This is a genomic window from Herbidospora sakaeratensis, from assembly GCF_001570525.1.
Lineage (GTDB): Bacteria > Actinomycetota > Actinomycetes > Streptosporangiales > Streptosporangiaceae > Herbidospora > Herbidospora sakaeratensis.
Genome location: NZ_BBXC01000023.1, coordinates 63,365 through 76,916 on the forward strand (window position 1 = coordinate 63,365; position 13,552 = coordinate 76,916).

Genomic DNA, 13,552 nt, shown 5'->3' on the forward strand with positions numbered 1-13,552 from the left:
AGGGCGGCTCCCGGCTACATCAGGAACTGCGGCGGGATGCGGAACCGCCGGGGCGGGCTCGTCACCGTCTTGACGAGCGTCGGGACGAAGACCTCCCGCTCGTGGCAGATGCGGTAGCCCTTGCAGACCTCGTTGTAGCCGTTCTCGATGTTCATCGCGGTGCCCCAGGTGTCCCACGCCCGGTCCCGGGCGCGGGCCCTGGCCTGCGCCGCGAGCGCGCGTTCGCGGTCCTTCTGGGCCTGGATCATCTTGAGCCGGTTCTGGTAGAGCCGTTCGGCCTCGATGTCGACGTTCATGCCGGGTTTGGCGTGCCCCATGACCGCCTCGTCGATGGTGACGTCCTGCCTCCTGGCCTGGATCTTGGCGTCCGCCTCTCTGATCGCCTTCTTGGCGGCGTTCTTGGCCGGGCCGTTGGCCAGGGCCTTGCCCACGATCGGCACGAGCCCGGCCGCGCCCACGGCGCAGTCGATCTTCTTGCCCTCCTTGCACGACTTCACCGTGTCGATGACGCCGGTCACGGTGGAGACCGCGCCGAGCACCGCCGCGAACGGCTGGCCGCCGGGGATCATCGCGGCGGCCATCGCCGCGTACCCGGTGACCGCGGAGATCTTGCCGGAGTGCTCCCAGAGGAACTTGCCGGTGCCCTTGGCCGCGCTGACGACGGGGCTGGCCACGGTGGTGGCGACCGCCTTGGCGACGTTGGTGACCTTGTCCATCCACGCCGGCTTCTTGATCCCGAACAACAGGCCGTCGGGGTCGGTGAAGGTCAGCGGGTTGCCGTTGGAGTAGCTGTAGCCGTGCATCTGCTGCGGGTCGAGGGGGTCGATGACCGGGTCGACGCTGATGAACGCGCCGAGCAGCGGGTCGTAGTCGCGGGCCCCGATGTTGACCAGGCCCGTGGGGTCGTTCGTCCCGCCGACGAAGCCCTTCTCCCCCGCCCAGAAGGCCGGGTTGGCGCCGCGCTGGGCGCCGAAGGGGAGGCTGCGCTTGCGGGTGGCCGACAGGTCCGCGGCCCTGATCATCGCCTCGGCCGTGTTGTGGTGGTCCTGGGCCAGCCAGGTCAGGCCGGTGAGCCCGGTCCCGGTCCGCACCGCGACGGTGTCGTCGCCCTGCAGGTAGTAGCGGGTGCCGGTCACCGTGGCGCCGACCGCCTTCACCTCCTGGCCGTGCGGCAGGTAGGCGGTGATGGCGCCGGGCTCCTTGCGGATCAGGCGGGCGCCCTCGGTGTCGTACAGGTAGGAGGTGGTCTGGCCGTTCTGGACGGTGGTGGCCAGGTCGCCCTCGGGGTCCCAGGTGAGGGTGGTGGCGGCGCCGTTGACGGTCCGGGCGTTCATGTTGCCGGCTTCGTCGTAGGCGTAGGTGTCGGAGCCGCCGGTGGACTTGTCGACCCGGGTGACGGCGTGCGGCTTGGAGCCGGCGGCGCCGCCCTGGGCGGGCTGGACGAAGTCGCGGATCGTCGTGGTGGTGGCGGTGCGCCAGGTCTCGGTGTCCCGGCTGCCGGTGGTCGTGTACGCGTAGCTGTGCCAGTAGGGCGCCGGGCCGCCGAGCGTGGCGGCCGAGCGGGCGGCCGGGTTGCAGTCGCCGTTGGCCGGGGTCCACGCCTCGGTCATGCGGCGCAGGTGGTCGGTGGTGAAGCACTGGTGGTCGGCCTGCTGGCCGCCGTTCGGCCGGTCGCTGACCTTGGTGACCGAGCCCATCTGGTCGTACTCGTAGTTGAAGTTGGCCGTCTGGTTCTTCAGCTCCGGCGTCGTCGAGCTGGTCACCAGTCGGCCGGTGGGCTCGTCGAAGGTCTCGGTCTGCCAGACGCGCTTGTCGTCCTGACCGAGGATGCGCTGGATGCGCCCGCCGATCTGGTTGTAGACGGTGTCGTTGACGTAGATCTGCACGCCGCTCTTGATGTACGACTGCTTGCCGACCGGGTTGTAGCCGTACTCGAGCTTCTCCTCGGGCAGGTTGCCGGCGGCCGGCAGGGTCAGCGTGGCGGGCTGGCCGTCCTGCTTGTAGGTGGTCTTGTACTCGTACGTCTTGGCCAGCGCCCCCGTCTCGGCGGGCAGGGTGACCGTCAGGCCGGTCGCGTAGCCGCCGGCGTCGTAGCCGCTGATCAGGGTCGAGTACTTGGCGGAGCCGTTGTGCCTGATGGAGCCGGCGGGCTTGCCGAGGCCGCCGGGGGCGGTGTCGTACAACCACTCGGAGCGCAGCGGGCCGGTCGCCGAGCCCTCGCGCAGGGTGGTCTTGCGGCCCAGCGGGTCGTAGGTGTACGCGAGGACCACGCCCCGCGCGTCCTTGACGCCGGTGAGCTGCCCGGCCGTGTCGAAGGTCTGCTCGCTGACGCCCTTGTCGGGGTCCTCCAGCTTCACCTTGTTGCCGCGCACGTCGTAGGTGTTGCGCCAGACGTTCCCGGCCTGGTCGGTGATGCTCGCCAGGTCGCCCTTGTCGGTGTAGGTGTAGCGGGTCCGGTCGTAGGTCCCCGCCGTGAACGAGTGGAACTGGCGCAGTTCGACGGTCCGGCCCCGGGCGTCCTGGACGGTCTCCGTCTTGGTCCCGCCGATCGGCGGCGTGACGACCGTGCCGGTCCCGGTGTAGGCCGTCGTGGTCGCCCACTTGGCCACGCCGTACGCCTTGAACTCGGCCTTGGTGACCCGGCCGGCGCCGTCGTAGGTGTTCTCGGTCACCGACGGGATCGCCTTGGTCGGCACCGCGATGGCCTCACCCGGCCCGGCGGTGTCGTGGTAGTACGGGTCGGAGCTCCAGGCGACCAGGCCGCGCGAGTCGTAGACGGTGTCGGCGATGACCCGGCCGCCGCCGACCGCCTGGCTCTGCGCCTGGCGCTGGCGCAGCAGCGCGTCGAACAGCACGGTCGAGGTCTGGTAACGCCCGGTGCCGTCGGGGAGCAGCTTCTTCGTGGTGGTGACCGACGGCGCGGTGTTGCGCACCTTGTAGGCGTACAGGATGTTGGCGGCCTCGCTCCTGGCCCGGCCGGGCAGCCAGACCTTGGTCAGCCGGCCCGCGCCGTCGTATTCGAGCTCGGTCTTGCGCCCGCCCGCGTCGGTGATGGTCGTCGGCACCTGCCAGGCCGCCTCCATCAGCGAGGAGGCCGTGTGGTCGAGCGCGTTGGTCGTCTTCACCTCGGTGACCGGCCCGGCCTTGTCCGGGACGTACTGCGTCCTCGTCGTCCGGTTCAGGGAGTCGGTGGCCGAGGTCGCGCGGCCGTTGGCGTCGTAGGTCGTGGTGGTGACGGCGAACCACTGCGGCGTGGTGCCGTTCCAGCCCTTGAGCTCCTCCTCCTTGACGACCAGGCCGCGGGTCGGCGCGGTGCCGAGCGGCTTGGTCGCGTCGTCGTAGTAGTTGCGCTCCTGCATGATCACGTCGCCGGGAATCGACGGGGTGGTGGCGCAGGCGACGCCGTACTGGTCGGTCTGCAGCACCTTGTCCTTGATCCACAGGGTGCCGTTGTGGACGTAGGACGTCTTGGTGCACTGGTCGTCACTCGCCGTGGACTCGTCGCCGAGGTCGCTGACCTCGGTCGGCAGGTTCTCGGCGTTGACCTTGGTCAGCACCTTGGTCCACTGGGTCCGCCCGTCGGCGAGCCGGGTGCGGGTCAGCTGCACCGGCGTGTGCACCATGTACGCCTTGAGCGCCCCCGACGCGCCGGTCTGGGTGAAGCCGGGCTCGGTGAGCTTCCCGGTGATCCACTGGCCGCCGACGCCGTCGAAGGTGGTCTGCTCGCGGAGCTGCCCCTGGTAGGCGTCGTGGTCCTCGATGCGCTTGGAGTGCGCGTCGCCCGTGCCGTCGAGGCTGTCCTTCACCCAGACGTCGCGGACCTTGTCGTCGGGCTGCTTGTCGCCGTCCATGCCGCGGAAGTAGCGGTACTCCGACACCGACTGCGGGCCCGACTCCAGGCCGACCCTGACCCGGACGTGGCCGTAGCCGCGCCACTGGCCCCAGGTGCGCTTCTTCTCCTCGACGAGCTCGCTGTCGTCGTACTTCCACATCGGGGCGTCGAGGTAGTCGTAGTTGGTCTGCTCGTGGGTGAAGCCGCCGCCGTTGTCGTACAGGTCGATGCGGCCCACCACGTACTTGTTGAACCAGTCGAGGGTCGGGTCGGTGCCGTCCTGGGTCGACCACTGCGGGAAGCAGCGTTTGCCGTTGGAGTGCACCGCCGGCAGGGAACTGCGGGTGCAGTCGCTCGCCAGGTAGGTGACGCCGATCTGCGCGCCGGTCTCGGTGGTGATCGACACGACGCGGAAGCGGTTGAGCGCGGTCCGGCCGTCGTTCGCGCCGTCGACCCGGTTGGGGAACGGGTCGGCGCCGGGCGAGAAGGTCACCGCGGGGTCGGTCACCGTGGCGCCGCCCTTGACGCCCGAGCCCGAGTGGGTGATCGAGTCGAGCCACATGGGCACGCCCTCGTTCTGGCTGACGCCCGCGTTCAGCCACGAGTGCTTCAGCGTCCACGACTCGACGGTGCGGAAGCCGCTGCCGTCGCGCACCTGGGCGCGCACCGCGGCCAGCCGCTTCTGCGTCCAGAACGTGGGCGACATCTGCTCGGTGCACTTGTCGCGGCAGTACTGGTCCCACGGCACGTCCGGCCACGACGCCGCGACCGCCTTGCCGCCCGAGTCGAAGCAGGTCGCGCCGGCCAGGCAGCGGTCGGCCACCTCGAACGCGATGCGCGTGGAGGCCGTCGACTGGTCGGTGCGGGTGCCGTAGTCGATCGTGGTGAGGTAGCCGCCCCGGTCGTAGGTCTGGCGCTTGTCGGCGTCGAACTCGCGGCCGTAGGCGCCGGTCTCCTTGCCGTAGTTCAGCGTCATCGTGTTGCCGTGCGGGTCGACCACGTAGTCGAGGTTCCAGCGCCACGCCTGGGTCTCGCGGCTCCCGGCGAAGTCGCCGGCCTCGTAACCGGGGTCGCCGGGGTGGTTGCCGAAGACCTGGGTGGTCCAGGCCGAGTCGGTGCGGCGCCCGAAGAAGTACTGGGTGCCGTCGATCGTGGTGACCTTCCAGTGCTCACCGTTGTAGACGCCGTTGGAGGCGTCCGGCAGCAGTTCGACGCGGGAGCCGTCGTCGCCGGTGCCCTTCCACTTGCCGCCGCCCAGATCGATCAGCTCGGTCGAGCTGCCGTTGAGGCTCATGGTGGCGTTGGGCTTCCACCAGCACTGGTCGCCGGTCTTCTTGTCCTTGTTGTTCGGGTCCTTGCCGCCGACCGCCTTGGTGTCGTCGAGACAACTCTTGTACGTCCGCTCGATGAAGCCGGTCCACATGTCCCAGCCGTCGCCGACCCACGACCCCTGGCCGTTCTGGCCGGAGGTCTTGCCGTCGACCGCCTGCGACGAATACGAGAAGGCCAGCGAGGGCGCCGGGCCGCCCACCGCGGGCGGGCTCTTGATCGGGTACTTCCAGGAGAACGCGCCCGTCTGCTGCGACACCTGCCACGTCGAGGCCGGGGTCAGCGAGGTCGCCTTGTAGTCGCCGTTCGGCCCGGCCGGGGCGGCGGCGGCCGCCAGCAGCTGGGGCGCGCCGGCCGCCGGGAGGGCGACGTCGGCCGTGAGGGTCTGCGTCGCGGCGTCGTTCCTGCCGTCGACGGGGACGGCGGCGTCCAGGCCGCAGCCCTTCGCGCCGGGGGTGGTCAGGGCGCAGGCCGGGAGCCGGACCAGCCGCAGGCGGCTGGCCCAGTCGCCGCCGAAGGCGCCGGCGAACCCGGAGTAGTCGAGGTTGACGCCGACCGTGCCGGTCGACCGCTGGCCGTCGCTGCGGGCCACCGACATCATGACGCCGCTGATCCCGGCGGTCTCGGCGGCGGCGCGGCCGTACACCCGCACCCCGACCTTGCCCACCGAGGCCGCCGCGGCGACCGAGACCGCCTGACCGGCGGCGGCCCGCGCGCCCGGGGTGATCTGCGCGGCGGTGTCGGCGGGCCAGACGATCGTGGCGGGGCCCTTGACCCGGGGCGGCTGCGCCGTCTCGACGACGGTGCGCCGCGTGTTGTCCTCGACGGGGACGGGGGTGACGTCGACCGGGACCGGGGCCTCCCAGTCGGCGAGGGCGTTGGCCGTCCCCCCGCTGACGATTCCGGCCCCCGACAGTACGAGGGCGATCAGTAACGCGGCCGGTTTCCTCATCCCTTGGCTCCGTCCGTGACGATCTCACTCTGGGTCAGTGCCTTCTGGTAGGCGCCGACCCTGTCGACGGCGCCGGTCCAGTACTGCGTGAGGGCGCCGGCGTCCTTGGCCCGGCCGACCGACCAGCCCTGGGTCGCCGACCACGTCGAGGTGAAGGGGACCTGGTCGGCCTCCTCCCAGTTCAGGCCGTTGACGTAGACACGCAGGCGGGTGCCGTCGTAGACGCCGGCCAGGTGGGTCCAGCCGGTGCCGACCGACTCGGTGGAGCAGGCCTTCGTCTCGGCGCCGCCGTCGGCGGCGTACATCGAGAAGCACCAGCCCTCGGCGCGGTAGCCGAGGCGGAAGCCCGAGCCGGTCGCGCCGTGCGAGGAGACGGCGGTGATCGGGCCGCTCACGGTGGTGGAGGTGAGCTTCACCAGGGCGGTCACCGTGAAGGGCGTCTTGGTGTCGACGACCGGCTGGGTGCTCGCCCAGGCCGAGGCGCCGTCGAGGTTGAGGGCGTAGCCGCCGTTCTTGCCGGCGACGCGGGCGGCCGGGCCGGCCTTGCTGTCGAGCGTGGTCCCGGCGGGGTCGGAGGCGGCGGTGGTGCCGGTCGCCTCGTTGAAGCCCCACCCGATGGCCTTGGCCGGGACCGGGCGGACCAGGAACTCGTAGGTGAACGGGCTGCCCGCGACGTTGCCGGCCGCGTCGGCGGCGCGGGCGGTGAGCAGGTTGACGCCGTCGCGGTCGGGGGTCAGCGCGCCGGTCCAGACGTCGCCGGTGGTGTTCACCCAGCCCTTGTTCACGCCGTTGAGGGTCAGCTCGAAGCGGTTGGCGCCGGACGCGCCGATCGCGAACGTGCCCGCCTGACCGGCCCCGCCGTTCCAGGTGCCGTCGCTCGCTGGCGGGTACTCCGCCGACGTCACGCTCACGTTGGTGGGCGCGGTGGTGTCGACGGTGAAGTCGAACCAGCCGCCCCAGCCGCCGCAGACGTAGGCGTCGCAACCCCGGACCCGCCAGGAGTAGGCCCCTTCGGGCAGCGCCGGCGTGACCTTCCACGCCGCGGCCTGGCCGGAGGCGCGGTTGGAGACGGCCGTGCCGGACGCCGCCTTGCGGCTGGCGCGGGCGCGGTCGTACACCTCGAACTCGACCCGGGCGAGGGTGCCGCCGTTGGGGTCGGCGGCGACGGCCGACAGCGTGGGCGTGCCCGAACGCACCCAGGCGCAGGAGATGCCGCAGTCGGTGGTGATCTTCAGCGAGGTCGGCACCGTCGGGGTGTGGTTGTAGGTGATGATCAGCGCCACCGAGCCCGGGATGAAGTTGCTCCACCCCATGTGGTCGCCCTCGTCGGAGGAGATGAGCGCGAACGTGGTCTGCGAGGCGCGGGCGTTGGCCTGGCTCTGCATGCGGCCTTCGAGCACCTTGGCGCTGCCGTCGTCGTAGACCTTCTTCTGGTCGCCCGACGGGCAGCTCGACTCGTTGGCGTCGAACTTCTCGGTGCCGATGGTCTGCACGTTGCCGCTGCTGGTGCTGTTCCAGGTCGCGGTGTTCATGGCCGAGATGTTGTTGCGGAACAGCAGGTTGGTGTTGGCGCCCGCGCAGTTGGCGACGTGGTCGGCGGTCACCGCGAACTCGGCGGCCTGGATCGTCGCGCCGGCCAGCTGGGCGGTGTCGAACCGCATGTAGGCCCGCCACTTGCACGAGGTGTTCCACTGGCGGCCGACCCGCAACTCGCTGCGGTAGCTGGTGTAGAAGCTGGTGCCGGGCGAGCAGCTGTTGGTGTGCGTCCAGTTGCCGCCCATGCTGGGCTTGCTGAACGCCGGGTCGATGTAGATCGGGAAGGTCGCGTCGGACGCGGTCAGCAGCGCCTGGTCGGGCACGACGACCAGTTCGTGCGCGCCCACCTCGACGTCCATCTCGGCGGTGCGGCCGGGCGCGCTGTCGGCGCCCTCGTCACCCGCGCCGTCGGCGTCCCACATGAGCGCCGAGCCCGACGCGAACAGCACGTTCCCGGCGGCGTCGACGACCTCCAGGGCCGACTCGTTCTCGCGGATCGACGCCCCGCCGGACGCCTCGATCGGGAACGCGATGCGGGCGAGCTCCGCGTTGGCGGCGGCCGCCGGCGTGTTCACCACGAGGTACTGCGAGAAGCCGTCGGGTTCGGCCCGCAACTGCAGGTCGACGCCGGGCAGCACATTGGGGTAGGTCGCGGTGTCGCCGTTCAGGGAGGGCGTGGGAAGGTTCCACGGCGACTTGATCCGGATGGAGGCCGCGCCCTCGGTGAGGGTCACCATGGGGTCGGCGCCGCCGGTGGAGAAGCGCACGTCCGCCGAGGTCGCGACCGGGGTCACCCCGCCCGACAGGCGCAGGTCGGTGTTCACGTCGGTCCAGACGCCGTTCTTGACGACCTGGGTCGGGTAGAGGGAGGTGACGGCCTCCATCGTGCCGTCGGGCTGGGCGAAGACCTGGCTGGTCTCGGTGCGCTCCGAGAGCACCTCGACCTCGGTGCCGCACTGGGCGGCCATCCCGGCGGCTCCGTCGGGATTGTCGGCGGCCGCCACGCACGTCGGGGCCGTGGGAATCGGGACGGGCACGGCCGCCGCCGGAGCGGGTAGGGCGACGATGGCGGAAAGGGAGAGAAGGACGGCCGACAAGGCCGTCCGGGAGCGGGACACCACGATGTCTCCTCAGGTATGGCTGGGGCTGAGGCACACCATGAGGCACGGGCGTATTTTTGCCGTATAGGCGACGTGAGAGGCGTATATACCGTTCTGGAGTTTCGTGGGATATACGGCTCTTGACCCGATCCGATAATGGATAAGGCACATATAACGATCGACCGGTAAGGTGCATCTCACTCCCGGAGATCACCCCGAAGGTGGCGATGAGGCTTCGCGTTCTCGGTCCCCTCGACATCACGATCGACGGCGCGCAGGTGCCGCTGCGGTCGGAGAAACAACGGCTGCTGCTGGCCGTGCTGATCGGCAACGCCAACGCTCCCACGGCGGGTTCCCGCCTGATCGGGGCGCTCTGGGAGGAACCGCCGGCCTCGGCGCACGAGAATCTCCGCCTGTACGTCTACCACCTGCGCAAAGCCCTGGGAGACCGGGACCGGGTGGTCCGCCACCCCTCCGGCTACGCCCTGGCGGTCGGCCCCGGCGAGCTCGACGCGGCCGACTTCGAGGCCCTCACGGCCGAGGGCGCGCGGGCGATGAACGGCGGCGACCCCGCCACCGGGCGGCGGCTGCTGGCCAGGGCCCTGGAGATGTGGCGCGGACCGGCGTACGGCAACCTCGCCGACCACCCCGCGATCTGGCCCGCCGCAACCCGTTTGGAAGAGGCGCGGTTACGGGCGGCCGAATTGCGGATCACCGCCGACCTCGCACTGGGCCGCCACGAGGACCTCATCGGCGAGCTCACCGGCCTGGTGGCCGAACACCCGACCCGCGAACGGCTGCGTGCCCACCTGATGCTGGCCCTCCATCGGGCCGGGCGGCGGGCCGAGGCGCTGGAGACCTTCCGCGAGGGGCGGCGCGTCCTCATCGGCGAGCTCGGCCTCGAACCCGGCGCCGAGCTGCGCGCGCTGCACGAGGAGATCCTGCGCGGCGACTCCGGCACGTCCGCGCCGCGCCCGGCCGAGCCCAAGACCGGGCCGACCCTGTTCCCCACGCCCGCGCAGCTGCCCCACGACGTCGCCGACTTCGTCGGCCGGGCCGAGGAGCTCGGCGAGCTCGACCGGCTGCTCGACCTGCGGCAGAGCCAGGGCGTGCCGGCCTTCCTCGGGCTCACCGGCATGGGCGGCGTCGGCAAGACCGGCCTGGCGGTCCACTGGGCCCACCGCGTCTCCGGCCGCTTCGCCGACGGCCAGCTCTACGTCGACCTGCGCGGCTACGCCGAGGACGCGGAACCGCTGGCCCCCCGGCAGGTGGTCGACCGGTTCCTGCGGGCGCTCGGCGTGCCGGGCAGCCGGATCCCCGACGACGTCGACGAGCGGGCCGGGTTGCTGCGCAGCGTGCTCTCGCGCCGGCGGGTGCTGCTCGTGCTCGACAACGCCCGCGACGCCACGCAGGTCAGGCCGCTGCTGCCCGGCTCCCCCGGGTGCGCGGTCATGGTGACCAGCCGCGACGGGCTCGACGGGCTGGTGGCGCAGGAGCGCGCCGACATCCTCCAGGTCGGCACCCTCGGCGATTCGGAGGGCGTGGCCGTGCTGGCGGGCCTGGCCGGGGGCGCGGTCGACCCGGCCGACCCCGAACTGGCCCGGCTGAGCGAGCTCTGCGGCGGGTTGCCGCTGGCGCTGCGCATCGCCGGGGCCCGGCTGGCCGGGCGCACCCGCCTCACCGCGGGCGTGCTGGCCGGTCACCTGGCCGACGAGCGCAACCGGCTCAGCGAGCTCAGCCACGGCGGGGTGCGGGTGCGGGCCAACTTCGGGCTCAGCTACCGCGACCTCGACCCGGAGGCGGCGACGCTGTTCCGGCGGCTCAGCCTGCTCGGGGTGCCCGACTTCGGCGAATGGGCCGGCGGGCCGCTGCTCGGCATCGGCCGCGAGCCCCTCGGGGAGCTGTTCGAGCAGCTCGTCGCGGCGCAGCTGCTCGAAGTGGTGGCGCAGGAGGGCGCGGGCGGGGTGCGCTACCGCTTCCACGACCTGGTCCGCCTGTTCGCCCGCGAACGCGCCATGGAGGAGGACGACGAGGCCGCCCGCGCCGCCGCGATGGGCCGCTCGCTCACCCTGTGGTTGTCGCTGGCGCAGGAGGCCCACCGCCGCGAGTACGGCGGCGACTTCGCCGTGCTGCGCGGGAGCACGCCGCGCCGGGTGCCCGACCCGGCGCTGGCCGACGCGCTGCTCGGCGAGCCGATCGAGTGGCTGGCCGCCGAGCGGGCCGGGCTCGTGGCGGCCGTCTCGCAGGCCGCCGGCCTGGGGCTGGCCTCGCTCGCCTGGGAGCTCGCGATGACGTGCGTGACGCTGTTCGAGGCCCGCAGCCTGTTCGACGACTGGCGCGCCACCCACGAGGTCGCGCTGGCCGCCGCCCGCGCCGCCGGCGACGGGCTCGGCGAGGCCGCGATGGTGTACGGACTGGGCAGCCTGGCCCTGTTCCGGCAGGAGTACGCCACCGCGGCCGAACTGCTGGAGGACTCCTCGGCTCGGTTCGAGGCCCTCGGGGCCGACCACGGCGTGGGGCTGGCGCTGCGCAACCTGGCGCTGCTCGACCGCATCACCGGCACCCCCGAACGCGCCCACCACCGCTACAAGGAGGCGGCCGACCTGCTCAGCGAGGCCGGCGACCGGGCGGCCCAGGCCCACTCGGGCATCGGGATGGCCCAGATCCGCCTGGAGGAGGGCGTGTTCGCCGAGGCCGAGACGCTGCTGCGCGACGCCCTGCGCACCTTCGAGGACATCGGCAACCGGCGCGGGCAGGCGCAGGCGCTGTTCCGGCTCGGCGACGCCTACCTCCGGCAGGAGCGCCCCGAACCCGCGCGCGACGCGTTCGCGGCGGCGCTGCCGTTGGTGCGCGCCATCGGCGACCTCGTCGGCGAGGCCTACCTGCTGCGCGGCCTCGGGCAGGCGCAGCTCGCCTCCGGCGAACGGCCGGCCGCCGAAGCCTCGATGAAGGCCGCCGTCGCCGCCGCGCAACGGGTCGGCGACCAGTTCGCCGAGGCCAGCGCGTCTCTCGGGCTCGGCTCCCTCTACGAGTCCGGCGATGACCTCGGCGCCGCGGTGCCGCCTCTCGAACGAGCGGTGACGTTGTTCGCCGAGATGGACAACACGACCTGGCGGGCCCGCGCAATGGACGCCCTCGCCGTCACCCTCCAGAGGACGGGCGACGAGGAGGCCGCGCGGGCCCTGTGGGAGACGGCCCACTCCCTGCTGCTCGGCCTCGACTCCCCCGAGGCCGCGAAGCTGGCGGCGCGGCTCACGCCCCGCCCCGAGTAGGCCGTCTCCGTCCTGGGACGCTAGGGGCAGTCGTAGTTGCCCCAGTGCATGTTCTCCGGGCACAGGTTGACGATGACCTCGTTCCACGGCACGGCCGAGGCCGGCCCGTGGAACGTCAGGAGCACGCCGATGACCAGAGCGAAGACGATCAGTCCTGCTTTGACGACTCTCTTCATGTGATTCCCCGTCAGGAAGGGAGCCCGTTCAGTCGCTGGGACGTTCGTTGCCCCAGTGCATGTTCGGGTCCGGAGGGACGACGCACTCGTCGGGGTCGACAGCGTAGTCGCACGGAGGAGGCGGCAGCGGCCCCGGCGCCGCGAAGGCCGGGGCGCCGAACACCCCGATTCCGCCCGCTGCCAGCGCGGCCACGACGACGGCCTTCCGGCCCTTCTTCAGGTTCACGTGGCGCCCCCATCCGGGTTGTCGTTCCCACAGGTGGGGTTGCCCCAGTGCATGTTGCTCCCGCACACGATGGGGTTCTGCTGATACTTGGAGGGATCGTTGACGGTGATGATGATCAGGACGCCGCCGTCGGGTTCGTCGGCCGCCGCGGGCGCGCTGAGTGCCCCGAGGACGCCGGCCGTCAGCGCGAGAACGGCCAGCCCCTTGATCGCTCTTTCCTTCATGGTTGGTCCCCCGTCAGAGGTGGGAGGCCAGCCTGGCACGCCCGCGTATACGGGGCGTATATCCCCGCGTCAGAAGCGGCTTCCGCTCGGGTGGACGACCACCTCGACGCCCACGCCGAGGTCGCCGAGCGTGCGGGCGGCGTCGGCCAGCGAGAGGCGGACCAGCGGGAACAGCCGCTCCGGCGGCAGCGGGGTGACCGACAGCACGACGAAGACCACCCGGGAGGGGCGGGCGCCGCCGGCGAACCGGCGGCGGGCCGCCGTCGCGGCGGTGGTGACGACCGGGCCGAGGGCGGCGGGGGTGGTCACGTAGACGAGGTCGCCGCGCGCGGTGAGCAGGTCGCCGAGGTCGCCGCCGGGCAGGGCGAGCAGGTCGGGGCGGAGGTTCCCGGCGTTGGCCGCGTAGACGCGGGGCGACTCCCCCGGGCGCCAGTCGGGCAGTTCGGGGTCGGCGCCGAAGAGGGGGCGGACGGTGGCCAGGGCGGCCGCCAGGCGCTCGGGGTCGAGTTCGTGCCAGTCGCCGTCGACCAGCGCCCAGCGGTCGTCCATCACCGCCTGGAGCCAGGCCAGCGCGCGGGCGCCGCCGATGTCCGTGCGGCCGGCGTACATGCGGACGGTTCCCGACCGGAGCGCGGCCACCCTCGCGCCGGCGGGCTGGAGGAGGGCGCGCTGCAGCAGGTAGCCGACGTCGACGGCGTCGCGGTAGCCGGACACGCTGCCGACCTTGACGCGGTAGCGGTCGGCCCGCGTGTGGGCGGCGCGGCAGGCGGGCGGCACGACCGCCTGCCACGTCACGGCGGCTCCGTCGGCGCGGGTGTCGATCCGGGCGTCGAGGCGGGCGTCGAGTTCGGCCCGGGGTAATGGAGGGCGGCAGCGGCTCATGGGTCGTCTTCCTTCTCGCGGGT

The 13,552-nt window shown here is 72.2% G+C and carries 7 protein-coding genes; 1 reads left to right on the top strand and 6 read right to left on the bottom strand.

The annotated features are described in order from the left end of the window. Positions 1 to 14: 14 nt before the first annotated feature. Together AW271_RS33335 and AW271_RS33340 are read right to left on the bottom strand one after the other, a co-directional pair. A complete protein-coding gene (locus AW271_RS33335) occupies positions 15 to 6,113 on the bottom strand; it encodes an RHS repeat-associated core domain-containing protein (RefSeq protein WP_062341594.1) in 6,099 nt (2,032 codons plus the stop codon). Further along, on the bottom strand, positions 6,110 to 8,767 hold the full coding sequence (locus tag AW271_RS33340; protein WP_157554893.1) for a LamG domain-containing protein: 2,658 nt from the start codon (positions 8,765 to 8,767) through the stop codon (positions 6,110 to 6,112). The genes AW271_RS33335 and AW271_RS33340 overlap by 4 nt, the downstream gene beginning before the upstream one ends. 209 nt (positions 8,768 to 8,976) lie before the next feature. Here AW271_RS33340 and AW271_RS33345 point away from each other — a divergent pair, with 209 nt between their 5' ends. Further along, positions 8,977 to 12,021: an AfsR/SARP family transcriptional regulator gene (locus AW271_RS33345; protein ID WP_062341596.1), complete on the top strand. Its 3,045-nt coding sequence runs from the start codon at positions 8,977 to 8,979 to the stop codon at positions 12,019 to 12,021. Positions 12,022 to 12,041: 20 nt separating this feature from the next. Here AW271_RS33345 and AW271_RS40325 read toward each other — a convergent pair whose 3' ends face one another. The 4 genes from AW271_RS40325 to AW271_RS33360 form a co-directional block, all read right to left on the bottom strand. Then, a complete protein-coding gene (locus AW271_RS40325; protein WP_157554895.1) occupies positions 12,042 to 12,197 on the bottom strand; it encodes a hypothetical protein in 156 nt (51 codons plus the stop codon). 28 nt (positions 12,198 to 12,225) lie between these two features. Then, positions 12,226 to 12,423 (bottom strand): hypothetical protein, encoded by a 198-nt coding sequence (locus AW271_RS33350; RefSeq protein WP_062341597.1) that lies wholly within the window; start codon positions 12,421 to 12,423, stop codon positions 12,226 to 12,228. Beyond that, the gene (locus AW271_RS33355) at positions 12,420 to 12,647 is read right to left on the bottom strand and encodes a hypothetical protein (protein ID WP_062341598.1); all 228 of its coding nucleotides are present in this window, start codon (positions 12,645 to 12,647) and stop codon (positions 12,420 to 12,422) included. Before AW271_RS33355 ends, AW271_RS33350 begins: the two co-directional genes overlap by 4 nt. Positions 12,648 to 12,716: 69 nt before the next feature. Then, complete coding sequence (locus tag AW271_RS33360) at positions 12,717 to 13,529, bottom strand: DUF6119 family protein (protein ID WP_062341599.1); 813 nt, start codon at positions 13,527 to 13,529, stop codon at positions 12,717 to 12,719. Between the last annotated feature and the right edge of the window lie 23 nt (positions 13,530 to 13,552).

Excerpts from the sequence above, each read along its gene's own strand:
- AW271_RS33335 (WP_062341594.1), bottom strand. The coding sequence starts at position 6,113 with ATGAGGAAACCGGCCGCGTTACTGATCGCCCTCGTACTGTCGGGGGCC.
- AW271_RS33345 (WP_062341596.1), top strand. The coding sequence starts at position 8,977 with ATGAGGCTTCGCGTTCTCGGTCCCCTCGACATCACGATCGACGGCGCG.
- AW271_RS40325 (WP_157554895.1), bottom strand. The coding sequence starts at position 12,197 with ATGAAGAGAGTCGTCAAAGCAGGACTGATCGTCTTCGCTCTGGTCATC.
- AW271_RS33355 (WP_062341598.1), bottom strand. The coding sequence starts at position 12,647 with ATGAAGGAAAGAGCGATCAAGGGGCTGGCCGTTCTCGCGCTGACGGCC.
- AW271_RS33360 (WP_062341599.1), bottom strand. The coding sequence starts at position 13,529 with ATGAGCCGCTGCCGCCCTCCATTACCCCGGGCCGAACTCGACGCCCGC.